The organism is Paenibacillus suaedae (genome assembly GCF_032337355.1).
GTDB lineage: Bacteria > Bacillota > Bacilli > Paenibacillales > Paenibacillaceae > Paenibacillus_B > Paenibacillus_B suaedae.
Genome location: NZ_JAVYAA010000002.1, coordinates 840313 through 858432, shown reverse-complemented (window position 1 = coordinate 858432; position 18120 = coordinate 840313). Strand labels below are relative to the sequence as shown.

Here is an 18120-nt window from a genome sequence, read left to right as displayed (position 1 = left end):
TGGATAAAGGGTGGAACAACCATATGGCTAACAATCAAATCGGTGTCATTGGCCTTGCCGTAATGGGTAAGAACCTGGCGCTTAACATCGAGAGCCGCGGCTTCACAGTATCGGTATACAACCGTTCCCGCGAGAAGACAGATGCACTCATTGCCGAAGCAGAAGGCAAGAACCTGACTGGTACATATTCCATTGAGGAATTCGTACAATCTCTTGAAGCACCACGTAAAATTTTGATTATGGTACAAGCTGGACAAGCTACAGATGCAACGATTGAGCAGTTGCTTCCACACTTGGATCAAGGCGATATTATTATTGATGGCGGTAACGCTCATTTCCCTGATACACAGCGTCGCAGCAAGTACTTGGAAGAGAAGGGCTTCCGCTTCATCGGAACAGGCGTATCCGGCGGTGAAGAGGGCGCATTGAAAGGCCCTGCAATCATGCCTGGCGGCCAAGAGAGTGCTTATCGCTTGGTTGAGCCAATTTTGACAAGCATTTCAGCAAAAGTAGGCGGCGACCCTTGCTGTACATATATTGGGCCGGACGGTGCTGGCCACTATGTTAAGATGGTTCACAACGGCATCGAGTATGGCGACATGCAATTGATTTGTGAAGCTTATCATTTGCTTACGAATGTATTGGGTGTAAGTGCTGAGGAGCTTCACTCCATCTTCGGTGAATGGAACAAAGGCGAGCTTGACAGCTATCTGATTGAAATTACAACAGATATCTTCTCTAAGTACGATGAGGAAACAGGCCAGCCAATGGTTGATGTCATTCTTGACTCTGCCGGTCAAAAAGGTACGGGCAAATGGACAAGCCAAAGCGCGCTTGATCTTGGCGTGCCATTGTCTATGATTACGGAATCCGTATTCTCCCGCTTCTTGTCCGCATTGAAGGACGAGCGCGTTGTAGCGAGCAAAGTGTTGAAAGGGCCGAAGACCCCTGCATTCACTGGAGACAAGGAGGCATTCATCGAGAGCATCCGCAAGGCTTTGTACGCGTCCAAGATCGTATCTTACGCGCAAGGCTTCGCACAGATGCGTGCGGCTTCCGAAGAGTTCGACTGGAACCTTCGCTATGGTGAGATCGCAATGATCTTCCGCGGCGGCTGCATTATCCGTTCCCGCTTCTTGCAGAACATCAAAGAAGCTTACGACCGCGAACCAGAGCTGAAGAATCTGCTGCTTGATCCATATTTCCAAAATATCGTGGAAACGTACCAAGACGCTTGGCGCGAAGTCATCAGCACTGCGGTTGCATACGGCGTTCCTGTTCCAGGATTCGCAAGTGCACTTGCTTACTTCGACAGCTATCGTACAGAGCGCTTGCCAGCGAACTTGCTGCAAGCACAACGCGACTACTTCGGTGCGCATACATTCAAGCGTGTAGACAAAGAAGGAACATTCCATTACAACTGGATGTCATAATAGAGATCAAAAAACAACGCCGAGCCTGCTTAGGACTCGGCGTTGTTTTTGCGTACGGTTGATTATTCGCATTCATTCATATAAACCGGATACAAGTTCAGCCAAATATTTGCGAATCCGATCCGATTCTTGCCCGTAACTGCTGCTGTGCACGAGCAGAGAAGAGATTTCGGCATAGCTATGAAAGCGGCGAACCAATTGATTCGGCTCAAGCATAGCCCACTTGTCAGGATGATCTGTGAGCTGCTGCTTAACTACATTCAGCGCCCATACGATGTCTTCCCTGCACAATGGGTGATTCGAATCCATAATACGAGCCAGGCGAACAGATGTGGAGCGCTGGATGGTCGATTTGGATGGATGCGGTTCTGGGACAGGCAATTGGGGCATGTCTCATTCACTCCTACATAAAAAATGGCACTAGACGATTACTTAATTTCATTGACGATGGCAGGGCTATTATTCATCTTTATGTTGAACTTCTTCATTTTATACCTATCACCATTGTCGAATAAAAGAAACGTGTGGTATCATGTGGGAAGTTTACCGTCATATTGGTCATCATCTGACCTACTCGTTCACGATGAGCCATTTGATTTAGAGAAGCGAGGCTGGAAATGATGCAGCATATTATTTTAATCGGATTTATGGGCACCGGGAAATCGACGGTTGGGCAAGAAGTTGCCAAGAAGCTGGGCTGCAGCTTTGCAGACTTGGATGCTGCTGTGGTCGCGCTAGAGGGTCGTACGATTCCTGATATCTTTGCCTCTGATGGAGAAGCTTATTTTCGAGAACAAGAAAGTCATGTTCTAGCTGGAATATTGAACAGTCCGACAAGGCACGTCATTGCAACGGGCGGTGGCATTGTCCTCCAGGAGAGCAATCGAGAGCTGATGCGGGATGGAGGCTTCATCGTGCATTTAGCAGCAAGCAAGGAGACGATACTGTCGCGTGTGAAGCGGGATCGCAATCGTCCTCTGCTTCAAGGCGATGTGGAAGCACAGGTGTCTAAGCTCATGCAGCAGCGCGAGGGACTGTATGACTTTGCACATACAACAGTTCTGACCGACCATGAGACAGCTGTGCAATTGGCTGCTCGCATATGTAAGCTGGTCGAAGGCAAGTGTGAATAAAAGCCCCTAGCAGGAGGGGCGTGCAGATTATTTGAGGCGTTATTTAGAGGTGTGCTCCAATTGACTCCAGGCGAGCATTCCGCCTTCCATATTCACACAGCCCTCCAAGCCGATATGCTGCAAGTATTCGCATACTCGTTCGCTGCGATATCCGCTTCGACAAATGAAAATGATTTCTTCCGTCCGCTCGATTTCGTCGAGACGATCTGGGATTTCATTCATGGGGATATGCTTGGCACCGGGAATCATCCCGTGAGCGACTTCCTCATCTTCCCGTACATCTATTAAATTTAGTGCTTCGCCGCGTTCTAGGCGTTGTTTCAGCACAGCCACATCAATTTGAGCAATTGGATTCATAACGATTAGGCATCCTTTCTTATCTGGAATTCATTCGAGATAAGAGTTATTATACGTTGAAAGATAAAGGAGTGGAAGCGCATGGACGTAATCGTTCGATCAACACCAAAACTGCAAGGAGATATTCAGGCCTTATCCTCGAAAAACTATACGACACGCTATCTTCTTGCAGCTGCACTGGCAGAGGGGACAAGCACGATTTATTATCCAGCTCACAGTGAAGACAGCGATGCGATGCGCCGCTGCCTCCGTGATTTGGGTGCCCAGCTGGTTGAGGACGAAGAGAAGATTGTCATTACCGGCTTCGGTAAGCATCCAACATTGAGTAATTCCCATGAGCTGAATGTAGGGAATGCAGGAGCGGTATTGCGCTTCTTGATGGGCACAGCCTCTCTGCTGGAGGAAGTGAAGTTTGTTAATACGTATCCGGATTCCTTAGGGAAGCGTCCACACGACGACTTGATTACTGCACTTGAACAAATGGGCGTAGCGATTGAGCATCGGGAAGGCAAACTTCCGATTACGATCCGCGGTGGGAAACCACGTGGAGGAAAAATCAAGGTATCCGGCAATGTGAGTTCGCAGTATTTAAGCTCGCTGTTGTTCTTGGCTCCATTGCTGGAGGAAGACAGTGAAATTGAAGTAGTAGATGATTTGAAATCGAAGGTTGTCGTTGGACAGACGCTTGAAGTGCTTGCGGAAGCGGGCATTCGGATCGAGGCGAGAGAAGATCTGATGTATTTCAAGATTGCCGGCAACCAACAATATGAAGCGAAGACCTATACGGTGCAAGGCGACTATCCGGGCTCTGCAGCGGTTCTTGCTGCAGCGGCTGTCGTTGATTCTGATGTGATCATTCGCGGATTGACTGAGGACAGCAAGCAAGGAGAACGAGCCATAGTCGATGTGCTGCGCATGATGGAAGTTCCACTTCAGCATGAGCATTCCGTTGTTCGAGTCCAAGGGAATCGCAAGCTGAAGGCCGTTGAGATTGATGGTGACGTGGCAACGGATGCAGTCCTCGCTATGGTGGCTGCTGCGGTGTTCGCAGAAGGTACATCCCGCTTCTATAATGTAGAGAATTTACGATACAAAGAATGTGATCGGATTACCGATTATCTCACTGAACTTCGCAAGGCTGGAGCGAATGTGGAGGAGCGTCAAGCGGAGATTATTGTTCATGGACGCCCAGAAGGCGTTACAGGAGGCGTAGAAATTAACGCTCATTATGATCATCGTGTTATTATGGCATTGACGGTAGTTGGCTTGCGCGCAGAGCAGCCGATTCGAATTAAGGATGCTCACCATGTTGCCAAGTCGTATCCGCAGTATTTCGATCACCTGCGTGCGCTGGGAGCGCAAGTAGAATGGGTCGAAGAAAATGCGTAATGCATGATACTTTTGCTTGACATGTACAGCATAATGTATTGCATGATATGTAATGTATGATACACAATGATTGATAAACCAGCAGTATGCTGTCCATTGGAAGGGAGTTGTTACGATGAGTTATCAGCATCCATCGCAAGAGGCGATCAAGGAGCTGCTGCAAAGCAGCACAAACATTGCAGTCGTCGGACTATCTGACGATCCAACTCGCGTGTCCTATATGGTGGCGGAGGCAATGCAGCGCAAGGGATACCGCATCATTCCGGTCAATCCGAAGGCGGAGAGCATCCTTGGAGAACAATGCTATGCTTCGCTGCGTGATGTACCGGATCATATCGACATTGTTAATGTGTTCCGACGCAGTGAATACTGTGCGGATGTTGCTCGTGAAGCTGCGGCTGTTAACGCAGGGGCAATTTGGCTGCAGCAGGGGATCGTTAGTGAAGAAGCGGCTGCCATTGCAGAAGAGCACGGAATGACTGTCGTGATGGATTTGTGCATTAAGGTACTGGACTCGATTTTATTGCCGCATGGCAAGGGTGAGTCTGCTTCCACATAAAGTGTAAAGACGAAAGCCGGGCATTCCTAGTTGCTGCTGCGATGAAGGGGTCCGGTTTTTCGTGTGATAGGAGATAGAAGTGGCTACGAGAGAGGGACGCGGCTGTAAAATGCTTTGACAACAAAGCGTGATGCCCTTACCATTCTTGGTAGAAGGGAGGATGTGCATTGAATCAATTAGGGCGATTGCAGCAATTGTCGCGTGCGCTCATGCAGCCGCTAATCGCACTCCCCGCCGCCGCGCTTGCGATAGCAATCGGCAATTTGCTTCACAGCGCAGGCTTGACGGATACTGCGGTACTATTTGAACTGACAGGGAAGACGGTGTTTGCTGTTCTTCCTTATATTTTCGCAGTCGGGGTTGCACTTGGACTGTCTAATAATGCCGGGGTAGCTGCACTATCGTCCCTGCTCGGTATGTTTATTTTCAGGCAGCTGCTCGTCCAATGGCAAGCTACATTCGAGCCAACGATCCTCAACGGCATCCTGTTTGGGGTAATGGCAGGCTTCTTGCATGAACGGTTCAAAAACATAAAAATGCCAGAATATTTACAGTTTTTTGGCGGCCCGAGATTCGTCATTGCGATTACGATTATGGCTTCAATCCTGCTTTCATGGCTGATGAAGCTGTTCTCGCCAATTTTACAGCAAGGGGTCATGTTTATTGGCCAGGAGCTGCTTGCGATGGGGGGATTTGGGGTATTTTTATACGGGGTTCTGCATCGGGTGTTAGTGGCATTTGGATTGCATCATCTGCTTAATAACGTATACTGGTTCCAAATCGGCTCCTATACGAATAGTGAAGGAATGACCTTCACGGGAGATTTGCCGCGGTTTTTCGCTGGAGATCCGAATGCTGGCATCTATATGGCAGGCATGTATCCCATTATGATGTTTGCACTTCCGGCAGTCGCACTGGCCATCGTGCATGAATCACGAGAGGACTTGCGCCCGAAGGTGCGCAAAACCTACTTTACGGCTGCCTGTGTGTCATTGTTGACCGGGATTACCGAGCCGATTGAGTTTGCCTTTTTGTTCGCAGCGCCGTATCTATTCGTTGTCCATGCGCTGTTAACCGGAGCTGCGATGTGGCTGACCGCTGAGATTGGTGTGAGACACGGCTTCTCCTTCTCAGCAGGAGCGATTGATTATGTGATTAACTTCCACCAAGCAACGAAGGCGCTATGGATTATCCCGATTGGAATCGCATTCGGATTCATTTATTATGTGGTGTTCCGCTTTGCCATTCAGCGATTCCAAATTCCGACGCCAGGCAGAGTTGACGGTTCATTGCTTGATGATATGGCAGGAGATTTGCTGCCGAGGGTGCCGCTTATTATTCGGGCGCTTGGGGGTAAAGATAACATCATTGATCTGCAGGCTTGTATTACGAGATTGAGATTAAGGGTTAAGAACGATAAGTTGGTAGATCGTCACGCGCTTCGTGTTATCGGTGCAGCAGGGGTCATTCGTCTTGGGGGCGGGCATATTCAGGTCGTATTTGGAACCTACTCGGAGCTGATTAAGGACGAAATGGCGAAGCGCCTGCAGCGTGATCCGAATCAAATCTGGTTCGTGGCACCCGTACAGGGGCGGATGATACCAATCGAAGAAGTGCCGGATACGATATTTGCCAAGAAGCTCGTTGGCCATGGCGTAGCTTTTTATCCGGATAAGGGAGAGCTTGTATCGCCTGTGCGCGGACGCATCCGCCACATTTACCCTACGATGCATGCGATCGGCATTGAAACGCCGGAAGGGTTAGAAGTGTTGTTACATATTGGAATTGAGACGTCATCATTGAATGGCGCCGGTTTTCAAGCAGTAGTACAGGAAGGTGATGAAGTGAAACCGGGACAGCTGCTCATAAAATTCGATTTGCCGGAAGTGAAGAAGCGCTGTAAATCGCTCGCGACACCGATGGTGATTACGAACTCAGACACTGTCGCTTCGTGGAGTATAGCGCCATATGCGCCTGTTCGGAAGGGACAGACTTCAGTCATGTCAGTCATTATGCATGAACACGCGGTTGGAGGTGCAAGCCGATGACACAGAAAGTCCAAGGTATCGGTGCATCCGCAGGCATTGCCATAGGCAAGGCATTCGTATTGCCGACTTGGGAGTGGGATGTTCCTGAGGAAAAGATGGATCCAGCCGACTTAGCGCGTGAATTCGAACGATTGTATGACGGAATCCGCTCCTCGAAGCATGAGATAGAATTTATTAAGAGTGAAATTAAAGAAATGGTTGGCAGTGAAGAATCCAGCATCTTTGATGCGCACCTGGCCATTCTGGAAGATCCGATCTTCATGAATGAGATTCAAGGGATCATTCAGCGGCAGTATAAAGCTGCCGAGGTGGCGGTCAAGGAAGCGATCGATCATTTCGTAACGATGTTCGATCTGCTCGATGATGAATATATGAAGGAGCGGGCGTTGGATATCAAGGATGTCGGCAACCGACTGCTCAAGCATTTGCTGGGTGCACCGGAAATTACACTTCCGACGGACACACAGCCGTATATTCTTGTTGCGAAGGAGCTGTCTCCGTCACAGTTGGTTCATTTAAATCCGAAGAATGTGCTTGGCATTGTGATGCTTCAAGGCGGGAAAACCTCGCATTCGGCCATTATGGCTAGAGCGCTGGGCATTCCGCTTGTGCTTGGACTGGAAGGGAAAGTTGCGAAGCCGATTCAGACCGGGGATACCGTCATTGTCGATGGGGAATATGGCATCGTACATATTGCTCCGCCGCAAGATGTGATCACTTGCTATGAAGCGCGGCGTGATGCCTATGTACAGGAAGCAGACGAGCTGCAGAAGATTGTATCCCTGCCAGCTGTCACACTCGATGACTTCGTTGTTCAGCTGGGGGCGAATATCAGCTCCACACGTGAGCTGAATATTGCCGATCAGAATGGGGCGGAGGGGGTTGGTCTCTTCCGTACCGAGTTCATGTACATGGATCGTTCATATCCGCCTTCAGAAGCGGAGCAGTTTACGGTTTATCTGGAGGCGGCAGAGCATTGTAAGGATAATTCGGTGATTATCCGCACATTGGATGTAGGCGGAGACAAACCAATGGATTATTTGAATCTGCCGGAAGAGGATAATCCATTCCTTGGGTATCGGGCGATTCGCATTTGTCTCGATCGGCAGGATCTGTTCAAGACGCAGCTGCGGGCGATCTTGCGGGCAAGCGCACATGGCCCGATTATGGTCATGTTCCCGATGATTACATCGGTGAATGAGGTGCAAGCGGCTAAGTCCATATTGGAACAGGCCAAGGCAGAGCTGCGGGAAGAAGGACTTCCATTCAATGAAGGGCTGCCGGTAGGCATTATGATTGAGGTTCCTGCCGCTGCGATGATTGCCGATCAGCTGGCGAAGGAAGTTGACTTCTTCAGTATCGGAACGAATGACTTGGTTCAGTATACACTAGCCGTGGATCGGATGAACGAGCAGATTGCACATATGTATGATCCTTTCCATCCAGCGGTGCTGCGCTTGATTCGTTATACGGTTCAGGCGGCGAAGCAGGCAGGCATTATGGTCGGTGTATGCGGTGAAATGGCAGGGGATCCGCGGGCGGTTCCGATTTGGCTTGCACTTGGCGTGAATAAACTAAGTATGTCCTCACGCTCCATTCCACGCGTGAAGGCGGCAGTTCGCCGTTCGACGGTGGAGCAGTGCAAGCGTATTGCAGATAGTGTGTTCGAGTCCGGAACGAAAGAAGAGATTGAGATGGTGCTTGAACAGCGTTAATAGGAGATCCTTTCAAGGAGAAATACCATATACAAAAAGGCATGCCTTAGTACCGAAACTAAGGCATGCCTTTTTCGCATGAAGCGGGATATCCATTTACTTCTCTGCAAGCTTGTCGCAGAAAGCTTTGCCGTAGGCAGGCAAGTCAGGCGGTCTTCGTGCAGATACGAGGTTGCCGTCTACAACAACTTCTTCGTCAAGCCATGTGGCGCCTGCATTTTCCATGTCGTCGCGAATTCCCGGTGTTGACGTCACTGTGCGACCGTTCAAGATTTTTGCAGAGATAAGCACCCAGCCAGCGTGACAGATTTGTCCGACAGGTTTGCCGGCTGCATCCATTTCCTTCACTATGCGAAGGGCGTCAGCGTAACGACGGATCTTATCCGGTGCCCATCCGCCAGGGACGAGTACGCCATCATATTGAGTTGTATCAATATCTGCATAAGCATAGTCTGCGGTTGCAGGAACGCCATATTTGCCGATATAGGTCTTGCCGCGCTCTAGACCTACCAGATGCACTTCAGCGCCTTCTTCGCGCACACGGTGTACCGGATACCACAATTCTAAATCTTCAAATTCTTTATCTACAAATGCAACAATTCGCTTGCCACTTAAACGCATGAATGTTGTCCCTCCTTCGTATGGTTATAGCAGAGCTTCTCACGGAGCCTCTCCTATTTCTTGCAGTTCTCTCAGAGAATTGGGGTTTTTCCCATACAATGTCCATTGTCTCTTTTGCCATTATGACCTACGATCATAGACAACAGAATATCGCGTGTTGTCCACCTATTATTTAACCATATTGCCTGCAAAAAGCATACATGGGCATGTACGATTTGTCTTGGAAACGTGATATTCCTCATTGAAAAATGAAAAATGACAATCTGTCCGCTGTTAAAAGTGTAAAAAAATACATATCCACGCATGGAAGGAGATTGTAGAGCGTAGTCGAATATTAGGATAACCCAAAATCGAAATACAGAAAACTGCACAAATTTGCAGCAAGAAGTCATAAGGTTTATCTAGAGATATGGTAAGACTACCTTGTATGTTCAGGGGTGAATGATATGTATACAAGATGCATTTGTGATCATTACATGGATATTACCGTTCGTACCGTTGTACATGCGCGGACAATTCATATCCACCGCGTTCCGGTGGTGACTTGTGTGAGTTGTGGGCGTTCGGAACTGCTTGCTTTTGTCAAAAAAGATGTAGCCGCTCTCATACACAGCCGCATGGATATGATTGCTGAGAATCCACTTGCACTTGGGAAAGCTCCTCTGCATGTGTCCTTTGATGAGCAAAATGAGCTGGCCAGTGTCATCGTATCCTTGCTGGATGAAGAAGAAAGCGATGATATGCTGTCTCGATTGGAATGCCGCATTGCAGAGCGTGTCAATCAATTGCTTGACTTGTATTTATTTGCTCGAACATGCAATGACACGTTATGGATGGATGAGCTGCAATGTAGATTAAAGCAGATTTCCGGTTTTAGTTTTGAGTCATATCGGGTTAAAATAAGTTAAAGCGCATTTTCATAGATCATTGCTTTGAATATGAATGATCTTCTCATACATGACAGGGAATATATATCGAAGCATAGGAGGCATATGATGGAAGCAGTTACGACGATGGAAGCATTGGAATCACTAATTGAACGGTCGAAGGAGCAGACAGTTATTCTATTCAAGCACAGCACACGCTGTCCAATTAGCGCACATGCGGATGAAGAGATGGTGAAGGTAGCTGAGGATTTCGAGCCGCAAGGGATTGCTATAGGCCGAATACTGGTTGTGGAAAATCGTGATGTCTCGCTCGCGTGTGCGGATATGCTCGGCATTCAGCACGAATCCCCTCAGGTCATCGTATTGCGGGATGGGGAGCCAGCATGGAATGAATCGCATCATGCGATACGATACGACAAGCTGGAGAGCGTCCTTGGACAATAAACGGTAAATAATGACAAACGGTAGCTGATTTGCTCGTGACATTGCGAATTTTCTGAAAATAGCGTATCATTAACATAATATCAATGGTCGCAACAAATTTATCGTTAATTGGAGAGAAGGATCGTGACGGTAACTATTTATGATGTAGCAAGAGAAGCGGGCGTCTCGATGGCCACCGTTTCCCGGGTTGTCAATAACAACCCGAACGTGAAGCCGCAAACGCGTAAAAAGGTATACGAAGCGATTGAACGTTTAGGTTATCGCCCGAATGCAGTTGCACGCGGACTTGCGAGTAAGAAGACGACAACCGTTGGGGTTGTCATTCCTGATATTTCGAATTCTATCTTTGCCGAAGTAGCGCGCGGTATTGAAGATATTGCCAATATGTATCATTACAATATCATCCTGTGCAATGCGGACAAGAAGAAGGAGAAAGAAATTCGGGTTATTAATACACTGCTGGAGAAGCAGGTGGACGGACTGTTGTTCATGGGCGGAGTTGTTACGGAGGATCATGTTCAAGCATTCCGTACCGCTTCGGTGCCGATTGTTCTCTGTGCAACTACAGATGAGCATGGCATTATCCCATCGGTTGATATCGATCACGAGGCAGCAGCATTTGATGCCGTAAATACGCTTATTCGCCATGGACATCGCGATATTGCGATGATCAGCGGTACGCTTCAAGATCCTGCGAACGGGTTTGCTCGTTTCCAAGGATATAAGCGTGCATTGGAAGGCGCGGGCATCGAATACAAGGAGGACTTGGTTCGAATCGGCAACTACCGCTATGAGTCCGGCGTAGAGGCGATGAAGTACTTCCTCGGCTTGAAGAAGCGTCCGACGGCAATCTTTGCCGCAACGGATGAGATGGCTATCGGTGCAATCCACTGCATTCAAGATGCTGGCTTGAAGGTGCCAGATGACTTCTCTGTCATCAGTGTTGATAATATCCGTATGGCGTCTATGGTTCGTCCGCAATTGACAACAGTAGCTCAGCCAATGTATGACATTGGTGCGGTTGCGATGCGCTTGCTGACGAAGCTGATGAAGAAGGAAAATGTAGAACATTCACGTGTTATTTTGCCGCATGAGACAATACTTCGTTTGTCTGTAAGTGAAGTATAGGGCTATCGGTTGGTGCATGTGAATCAATAAAGATACCGTGTTGGTATATACGCAAGGCCCCATGTATTGGGGCCTTTTGTATGATTATGAAGATGATATACATACAGGAGGTAGGTCTCGATGACAAATGCGCATGAAGCGGTTATTGGTATAATTGGGGCGATGGATGAGGAAATCGAATTGCTGCTTCAGGCAGCTCAGCCTGTAGAGCAAGTAGATGTAGCGGGATTGCGTTATTACAAAGGCTCACTTCACGGCAAGTATATCGTGATCTGCAAGTCTGGAGTCGGCAAGGTGAATGCTGCTGTCACCACGCAGGTGCTCATTGACCGCTTCCATGTATCGAAGGTGATATTCACGGGTGTAGCAGGTGCGGTTCATCCAGAGCTGAACATTGGTGATATTGTCATCTCGACATCGTGCATGCATCACGATATGGATGTCACAGCGTTAGGCTTTGCTCCAGGGATCATTCCATTTCAAGAGACTTCGCAGTTTATGGCGGATACGGGTCTTATTGAACTGGCAGAACGCGCGTGTGAACAGCTTGTTCCAGGCCGTTATCGCAAAGGTGTCGTGCTATCAGGTGATCAATTTGTTGCAGATCGGGACAAAGTGCGTCAACTGCATGAGACGTTCGCCGGATCGGCTTGCACAGAGATGGAGGGGGCTGCAGTAGCGCAAGCATGCTTCATTAATGAGATTCCGTTCGTCGTTATCCGCTCAATGTCGGATAAGGCAGACGGCTCTGCTCATGTGAACTTTGCTGAATTCACGGTGGAAGCGTCGCATCGTTCCCATCAAATTGTAGACAGCATGCTGCAAGGACTCACGGTCTAATTGCGAAATCATAGCCTCCAACAGATAAATAGAGCGGCGCAAGCAGTCCCATACATCGGACCTGCCTGCGCCGCTGCTCGTTCTATCGGATATATTCAAGTGCGAGCTCTTTGGCACGTGCATTACGATCTTCGATAATGCTGCGCCTCGGCATTGGCGCCCACTCTGTGGCATCATCGTGCCAGGTATGCGGGAGAGGCACAGGCGATTGCATCGACCACTTCGCTAACCACTGCTGCGGCAATGGCTGCTGGGGGTGGTTCTGTAACGAATGAGCCAGTGGATGCTCACTCATCTCCAGCCACAGCATGCTCCAAGCCCGCGGTACGACACGCCAGATGTCATAGCCGCCGCCGCCAACGGCAACCCACTTGCCATCGCAGTATTGATGAGCAAGCCGATGAATGATACGCGGCATTTCACTGTAGATACGGGTACTGCAATGCATATGAGATAGTGGATCGAGTGCATGAGCATCACAGCCATGCTGGCTGATAATAATGTCTGGCTTGAATGCCGCGGCCGCACTTTGCACGGTTTCAGTGAAGCATTCCAGCCAAGATTCATCCTCCGTATACGGCTCCAGAGGAACATTGACACACGCGCCGAACCCTTCGCCGCCGCCACGTTCATGAACGAAGCCGGTACCAGGGAACAGAAACTTCCCTGTCTCGTGGATGGAATAAGTGAACACATCCGGGTTCGTATAGAAGCACCATTGAACGCCATCTCCGTGATGGACATCGGTATCCACATAGAGTACACGTGCTTGGTACGTTTGCTGCAGCCATGCAATTGCAACAGCTGCATCATTATAGACGCAGAAGCCCGCTCCCTTATCGCCGAACGCATGATGAAGGCCGCCGCCTAAATGCAGGGCATGCTGTGATTTTCCAGACATGACAGCCTCGCATGCAGCGATGGAGCCAGCAACTATCGCACATGCCGCTGTATGCATCCCTGTGAAGTAAGGGGTATCCTCGGTATGCAGGCCGTATTGTGCAGCACGGGCTACCCATTCGGTTGATGGGTTTGGATCGCTGAGATGCTTCACTGCGTCGATATAGTCAGCGCGATGAATGAGGGGCAGCCAGCGTTCGGTATCAGAGGCTTGCGTCTGAAGGCGAATGACAGCGCCTTCATCTATTGCTTCGGCGTACTCTAGCAGGTCATGCGTCATGGCAAGCCGCTGCTGATCGAATGGGTGATCTGCATTAAATCGATAACGGAGGGCTTCCTCATGCATGAAGTATAGGGCCTTACCTGACATGTCCAACATCCCTCTCTACAATACTAGTACATGAACCGCTGGCGGAATCGGACGCGATCGAATTGCTCCTCTGACGCTAACGGGACGTCCTTGCCGATGCGGACCATAAGGCAGTTGGCAGGGTGGGAACAAATTTCAGGATCATCCGTTGCATACCAGATCATGCCTACGGATTCCATCAATTTCTCCATCATCTTCCGATAGTCCCATACATTCATCCGGGTGCCGTCTAAATCCCAATGCCAATAATATTCAGTCGTAAATACAATATAGCGTTCCATCTGTTCATCTTCAAAAGCCGTCGATACCATGCTTCTGCCAAGGCCCAGCGAGCGATAATCCTTGGCTACCTCGATGGCGCCAAGCTCAATGAGATCATCCATTCCCCCATCTGACCAGCGCTCTAGTTCATCAGGGTAATGGAAGGTGACATATCCGACGATGGTAGAGCCTTCCCTAGCAATAATAATGCGTCCTTCCGGCAAATCCGCAATCTCGATAAGTGCTTGTTGCTGTTCTGCTGGCCTGCGGAATGCCTTCAGATCGGTGTGCATAGTCAAGGTGCGAAGAATATCGGAACGTACGGGGCCTTCGACGACGACAACTCGTTCTCGTTCCGTATGAGGAATAACATGAGCGTAGTATCTCTTCGGATGTTCCACACCGAGCAGCTCCTTTCGTCTCTTCCATTCCGTTATAGCAAAAAAAGGTTGATTTGAAAAGGAAAAGAATAGGCGAAAAAGAAAACGTATGCTATAATGATTTTGCCTTAAAGTTCATGATTTTTTCCCTTGACACCACGAACTGCATCATCGTCCTTTAGTACGGTTCTTCATGAAAGCGATTTATTGCGCTTAGGCGTGAATAGTGAAGCATGAATAAAGAATGAGAAAGACATAGGAGGATGGAACAATATGGGTAATGTGCAGGGAGAAATTATTGCTGCTATAGCAAGCAATCCGAACATGAGTGACTATGAACAATGGTCGGCCGATTTCAAATGGGAAGACGTAGAGAAGCAATTCTCATGGTATGAGACAGGTAAAGTGAATATGGCTTATGAAGCGATTGATCGGCATGTTGCGAACGGGCGTGGTGATAAGGTAGCGCTCTATTACAGCGATGCTGCGCGTGATGAGTCGTATACGTTTGCAGACTTGAGCCGCAAGACGAATCAGTTCGCGAACGTGCTGCGCAAGCTTGGCATTCAGAAGGGAGATCGTATCTTCATCTTCATGCCGCGTACGCCTGAATTGTACGTCAGCTTGCTGGGAGCATTGAAGGTCGGTGCGGTCGTAGGTCCGCTGTTCGAAGCATTTATGGAGACAGCGGTTCGGGATCGTCTGGACGACAGCGGGGCGGTTGCGATCGTGACGACGCCATCGCTCGTTCATCGTGTTCCTCGCTCCGAGCTGCCAGCATTGAAGAATATCGTTCTTGTTGGCGAGGGTGTAGAACAAGAAGAAGGTATAGTGGATTTTCATGCAGAAATGTCTACAGCTTCCGAGGAAGCTGAAATCGAATGGCTGCAGCGCGAGGATGGACTCCTTATTCACTATACATCTGGTTCGACAGGGAAGCCGAAGGGTGTATTCCATGTTCACAATGCTATGTTGCAACATTATCATACTGGCAATGTTGTACTAGATTTAAAAGAAGACGACGTATATTGGTGTACGGCAGATCCGGGCTGGGTAACGGGGACTTCGTATGGAATTTTCGCACCATGGCTGCATGGGGCTACGAACGTTATTCGCGGCGGACGCTTCAGTCCACAAGACTGGTATGCGACGATTGAGAAATATAAGGTATCGGTATGGTACAGCGCTCCGACTGCATTCCGCATGTTGATGGGTGCTGGAGATGACGTGATTGCGAACTTTAATTTATCGAGCTTGCGCCACGTCTTGTCCGTCGGTGAACCACTTAATCCAGAAGTTGTTCGCTGGGGAATGAAAGTATACAATCATCGGATTCATGATACTTGGTGGATGACAGAGACAGGCGGGCAGCTGATTTGCAACTACCCAGCAATGGCCATTAAGCCTGGTTCCATGGGCCGCCCTGTTCCAGGTATAGAAGCCGCAATTATTGATGATCAAGGCAACGTGCTGCCTCCGTTCCGTATGGGGAACTTGGCAATTCGTACGCCGTGGCCTTCGATGATGCGCAAGGTGTGGAACAACCCTGCCAAGTATGAGGAATACTTCCGTCTGACTGGTTGGTATGTGTCAGGTGATTCTGCCTATATGGATGATGAGGGCTACTTCTGGTTCCAAGGCCGTATTGACGATGTCATTAATACTTCAGGTGAGCGCGTTGGGCCTTTCGAGGTAGAGAGCAAGCTGGTAGAGCATCCGGCAGTTGCTGAAGCAGGTGTTATCGGCAAGCCTGATCCAATGCGCGGTGAGATTATAAAGGCTTTCATTTCTTTGCGGGAAGGCTATACGCCGTCAGACGAATTGAAGGCGGATATAGCGCGGTTCGTTAAGGAAGGATTGTCTGCACATGCGTCTCCTCGCGAGATTGAGTTCAAGGATAAATTGCCGAAGACACGCTCAGGCAAGATTATGCGGCGTGTGCTTAAGGCTTGGGAACTGAACCTGCCAACAGGTGATTTATCAACGATCGAGGACTAATCCCTGAAATCTTGTTGACAAATCCATAATCGTGGGATATTATCCCAATAGCGAAGCGAATCTGCAACGCGAAACGACAAGTACAATAGAATGGACATAACATGTTACCGCAAGGGCATTCGTTATGGAAGTTCAGTCGCTATGTGACTGCCTTCTTAACGTATGCCTTTTTTTGTCGTTGCACCGTTATCGCGAATTCAATCCATGTTGACGGAGAGGGGTATATCCATGAACGGAATGCATCACAAGTGGGGCAGATCCTTACTGCTGCTTATCATTAGTGCACTTGTCTTAATGACGGCAGCAGGTTGCAGCTCGGGCAGTCAGAAGAATGGGGAATCGAATAACGGAAGCAGTGGAAAGACAACGGAACAAGCACAAAACAACAACAGCGATGCTGGCAAGACAGATTCATCTGGCGGTGAGGTGTCCGGTGATTTTGAAATTCAGTATTTCGTCGGCGGATATGGGGATCAGGGCTGGAAGAAGATTATCGCTGAGTTTCAGAAGAAGTACCCAAATGTAAATGTGAAAGAGTCAGCAGGCCCGAAAATCAATGATCAGATGAAGCCGCGCTGGATTCAAGGCAATCCTCCTGACTTCGTCTACATTGACGGTGCGGGCTCAAATGCAACCCAAATGGTGCAAGATGATCAACTGATGGATTTGACTGATTACTTTAAAGAGGCCAAGAACGCAGACGGCAACAAGATTTCAGATGAACTGCTGCTGAAGCCAATCGATTACAGCGGCAAAACGTATACGATTCCATTTGTTTTCGGTTCCTGGGGAATTTTCTACGATAAGAAATTCTTTGCAGACAATGGCTGGGCGGAACCGAAGGATTTCGACACTTTTATGAGCGAAGCGAAGAAAATCAAGGAGTCTGGCAAGGTCAATGCACCATTTATATTTACAGGCAAGTATCCATACTATTTCCAAAGTGGTGTGATGGATTCCGCATTCGTCGTGAACAACAACAACGATACTTCGATTCTGCTGGACATGTTCGCTTTGAAGGAAGGCGTATTCAAGAGCGAGCCTGTGAAGAAGGCATTGGAGCAAATGGTGCAAATGCGTGATGCAGGTCTTATTGATCCTGCTTCAGCCCCAATTAACCATATCGATTCGCAAATGCTATTCTTGCAACATAAAAATGCGTTTATCCCGAATGGACTCTGGCTCGAAAATGAAATGAAGAAAGATGTTCCGCAAGGTTTTGAATTCGGTTTCATTCCATCTATAACTCAAAAGCCGGGCGGGAAATTTGTAGCCATTCCATTTACGGCTACGGTTGGCATAGCGAAGAAGGCGAAAAATCCAGCAGCCGCTAAAGCTTTTCTTGAATTTTTGTTCACGAAGCAATCCGCCATTACATGGGCGGAAGAGACAGGCGCACTGGGCAACTTGAAAGCGGATTTGGAAAAATCCAATGCGAGTGGGCTGTCCAAGACAGCTATGAAATTTTATAGCTCAGACAATACCATTGTCGCCCCTTACATTGAATTGAATGCGGATGTGGATAAGGTGCGATCAGACTCCACACTCGCGCTTATGATGGGCAGCATTACTCCAGATGAATGGATGGAGCGTATGGAGAAGGCTGCTGCGAAGGCAAGGAAGTAAAGTGTACAGCGGTTAAGAGAGGGATGCATGC

At 48.7% G+C, this 18120-nt stretch carries 17 protein-coding genes; 12 read left to right on the top strand and 5 right to left on the bottom strand.

What is annotated here, in order from left to right; genetic code table 11:
- Positions 1 to 23 precede the first annotated feature (23 nt).
- On the top strand, positions 24 to 1433 hold the full coding sequence (gene gndA, locus RQP50_RS11690) for an NADP-dependent phosphogluconate dehydrogenase (RefSeq protein ID WP_072728845.1): 1410 nt from the start codon (positions 24 to 26) through the stop codon (positions 1431 to 1433).
- A 72-nt stretch (positions 1434 to 1505) separates the two neighbouring features.
- Here the strand turns inward: gndA and RQP50_RS11685 are convergent, their stop codons facing one another.
- On the bottom strand, positions 1506 to 1823 hold the full coding sequence (locus tag RQP50_RS11685; RefSeq protein ID WP_174808896.1) for a methyltransferase: 318 nt from the start codon (positions 1821 to 1823) through the stop codon (positions 1506 to 1508).
- A gap of 227 nt (positions 1824 to 2050) precedes the next feature.
- Between RQP50_RS11685 and RQP50_RS11680 the strand changes: the two genes are divergently transcribed.
- Entirely contained in the window at positions 2051 to 2566 is a 516-nt protein-coding gene (locus RQP50_RS11680; RefSeq protein ID WP_268624482.1) for a shikimate kinase, read from the top strand.
- Positions 2567 to 2605: 39 nt separating this feature from the next.
- On the opposite strand, the gene RQP50_RS11675 is transcribed toward RQP50_RS11680, so the two are convergent.
- Entirely contained in the window at positions 2606 to 2923 is a 318-nt protein-coding gene (locus RQP50_RS11675) for a rhodanese-like domain-containing protein (protein WP_021256701.1), read from the bottom strand.
- 81 nt (positions 2924 to 3004) lie between these two features.
- Between RQP50_RS11675 and aroA the strand changes: the two genes are divergently transcribed.
- The 4 genes from aroA (at position 3005) to ptsP (ending at position 8634) form a co-directional block, all read left to right on the top strand.
- Positions 3005 to 4312 (top strand): 3-phosphoshikimate 1-carboxyvinyltransferase, encoded by a 1308-nt coding sequence (aroA, locus tag RQP50_RS11670; protein ID WP_072728844.1) that lies wholly within the window; start codon positions 3005 to 3007, stop codon positions 4310 to 4312.
- A gap of 115 nt (positions 4313 to 4427) precedes the next feature.
- Positions 4428 to 4871, top strand: a complete 444-nt coding sequence (locus RQP50_RS11665) for a CoA-binding protein (RefSeq protein WP_315745596.1) — start codon at positions 4428 to 4430, stop codon at positions 4869 to 4871.
- A 167-nt stretch (positions 4872 to 5038) separates the two neighbouring features.
- Complete coding sequence (locus RQP50_RS11660; RefSeq protein WP_174808893.1) at positions 5039 to 6919, top strand: glucose PTS transporter subunit IIA; 1881 nt, start codon at positions 5039 to 5041, stop codon at positions 6917 to 6919.
- Positions 6916 to 8634, top strand: a complete 1719-nt coding sequence (gene ptsP / locus RQP50_RS11655) for a phosphoenolpyruvate--protein phosphotransferase (protein WP_021256697.1) — start codon at positions 6916 to 6918, stop codon at positions 8632 to 8634. The genes RQP50_RS11660 and ptsP overlap by 4 nt, the downstream gene beginning before the upstream one ends.
- Before the next feature lie 96 nt (positions 8635 to 8730).
- On the opposite strand, the gene RQP50_RS11650 is transcribed toward ptsP, so the two are convergent.
- The gene (locus tag RQP50_RS11650) at positions 8731 to 9255 is read right to left on the bottom strand and encodes a type 1 glutamine amidotransferase domain-containing protein (RefSeq protein ID WP_315745595.1); all 525 of its coding nucleotides are present in this window, start codon (positions 9253 to 9255) and stop codon (positions 8731 to 8733) included.
- Positions 9256 to 9701: 446 nt separating this feature from the next.
- Between RQP50_RS11650 and RQP50_RS11645 the strand changes: the two genes are divergently transcribed.
- The 4 genes from RQP50_RS11645 to RQP50_RS11630 all read left to right on the top strand — a co-directional run bounded on the left by RQP50_RS11645 (position 9702) and on the right by RQP50_RS11630 (position 12554).
- Positions 9702 to 10163 (top strand): hypothetical protein, encoded by a 462-nt coding sequence (locus tag RQP50_RS11645; protein ID WP_021256695.1) that lies wholly within the window; start codon positions 9702 to 9704, stop codon positions 10161 to 10163.
- Between the two features lie 87 nt (positions 10164 to 10250).
- The gene (gene ytxJ, locus RQP50_RS11640; RefSeq protein ID WP_028531252.1) at positions 10251 to 10586 is read left to right on the top strand and encodes a bacillithiol system redox-active protein YtxJ; all 336 of its coding nucleotides are present in this window, start codon (positions 10251 to 10253) and stop codon (positions 10584 to 10586) included.
- Between the two features lie 123 nt (positions 10587 to 10709).
- Positions 10710 to 11714 (top strand): catabolite control protein A, encoded by a 1005-nt coding sequence (gene ccpA / locus RQP50_RS11635; RefSeq protein ID WP_021256693.1) that lies wholly within the window; start codon positions 10710 to 10712, stop codon positions 11712 to 11714.
- Positions 11715 to 11834: 120 nt separating this feature from the next.
- On the top strand, positions 11835 to 12554 hold the full coding sequence (locus RQP50_RS11630) for a 5'-methylthioadenosine/adenosylhomocysteine nucleosidase (RefSeq protein WP_315745594.1): 720 nt from the start codon (positions 11835 to 11837) through the stop codon (positions 12552 to 12554).
- Between the two features lie 82 nt (positions 12555 to 12636).
- On the opposite strand, the gene RQP50_RS11625 is transcribed toward RQP50_RS11630, so the two are convergent.
- Together RQP50_RS11625 and RQP50_RS11620 are read right to left on the bottom strand one after the other, a co-directional pair.
- Positions 12637 to 13824 (bottom strand): acetoin utilization protein AcuC, encoded by a 1188-nt coding sequence (locus RQP50_RS11625; protein ID WP_065290259.1) that lies wholly within the window; start codon positions 13822 to 13824, stop codon positions 12637 to 12639.
- 23 nt (positions 13825 to 13847) lie between these two features.
- Complete coding sequence (locus tag RQP50_RS11620; protein ID WP_021262588.1) at positions 13848 to 14486, bottom strand: GNAT family N-acetyltransferase; 639 nt, start codon at positions 14484 to 14486, stop codon at positions 13848 to 13850.
- 252 nt (positions 14487 to 14738) lie between these two features.
- On the opposite strand from RQP50_RS11620, the gene acsA reads away from it, so the two are divergent.
- Entirely contained in the window at positions 14739 to 16463 is a 1725-nt protein-coding gene (gene acsA, locus RQP50_RS11615) for an acetate--CoA ligase (protein WP_072728839.1), read from the top strand.
- Positions 16464 to 16691: 228 nt separating this feature from the next.
- On the top strand, positions 16692 to 18089 hold the full coding sequence (locus tag RQP50_RS11610) for an extracellular solute-binding protein (protein WP_083189027.1): 1398 nt from the start codon (positions 16692 to 16694) through the stop codon (positions 18087 to 18089).
- The last annotated feature ends 31 nt before the right edge of the window (positions 18090 to 18120 follow it).

What these genes read in the sequence shown, in the direction of transcription:
- RQP50_RS11675 (WP_021256701.1), bottom strand. Translation starts at nt 2,923, where the DNA reads ATGAATCCAATTGCTCAAATTGATGTGGCTGTGCTGAAACAACGCCTA.
- RQP50_RS11665 (WP_315745596.1), top strand. Translation starts at nt 4,428, where the DNA reads ATGAGTTATCAGCATCCATCGCAAGAGGCGATCAAGGAGCTGCTGCAA.
- RQP50_RS11680 (WP_268624482.1), top strand. Translation starts at nt 2,051, where the DNA reads ATGATGCAGCATATTATTTTAATCGGATTTATGGGCACCGGGAAATCG.
- aroA (WP_072728844.1), top strand. Translation starts at nt 3,005, where the DNA reads ATGGACGTAATCGTTCGATCAACACCAAAACTGCAAGGAGATATTCAG.
- acsA (WP_072728839.1), top strand. Translation starts at nt 14,739, where the DNA reads ATGGGTAATGTGCAGGGAGAAATTATTGCTGCTATAGCAAGCAATCCG.
- ytxJ (WP_028531252.1), top strand. Translation starts at nt 10,251, where the DNA reads ATGGAAGCAGTTACGACGATGGAAGCATTGGAATCACTAATTGAACGG.
- RQP50_RS11625 (WP_065290259.1), bottom strand. Translation starts at nt 13,824, where the DNA reads ATGTCAGGTAAGGCCCTATACTTCATGCATGAGGAAGCCCTCCGTTAT.
- ptsP (WP_021256697.1), top strand. Translation starts at nt 6,916, where the DNA reads ATGACACAGAAAGTCCAAGGTATCGGTGCATCCGCAGGCATTGCCATA.
- RQP50_RS11630 (WP_315745594.1), top strand. Translation starts at nt 11,835, where the DNA reads ATGACAAATGCGCATGAAGCGGTTATTGGTATAATTGGGGCGATGGAT.
- RQP50_RS11645 (WP_021256695.1), top strand. Translation starts at nt 9,702, where the DNA reads ATGTATACAAGATGCATTTGTGATCATTACATGGATATTACCGTTCGT.
- RQP50_RS11650 (WP_315745595.1), bottom strand. Translation starts at nt 9,255, where the DNA reads ATGCGTTTAAGTGGCAAGCGAATTGTTGCATTTGTAGATAAAGAATTT.
- RQP50_RS11685 (WP_174808896.1), bottom strand. Translation starts at nt 1,823, where the DNA reads ATGCCCCAATTGCCTGTCCCAGAACCGCATCCATCCAAATCGACCATC.
- RQP50_RS11610 (WP_083189027.1), top strand. Translation starts at nt 16,692, where the DNA reads ATGAACGGAATGCATCACAAGTGGGGCAGATCCTTACTGCTGCTTATC.
- gndA (WP_072728845.1), top strand. Translation starts at nt 24, where the DNA reads ATGGCTAACAATCAAATCGGTGTCATTGGCCTTGCCGTAATGGGTAAG.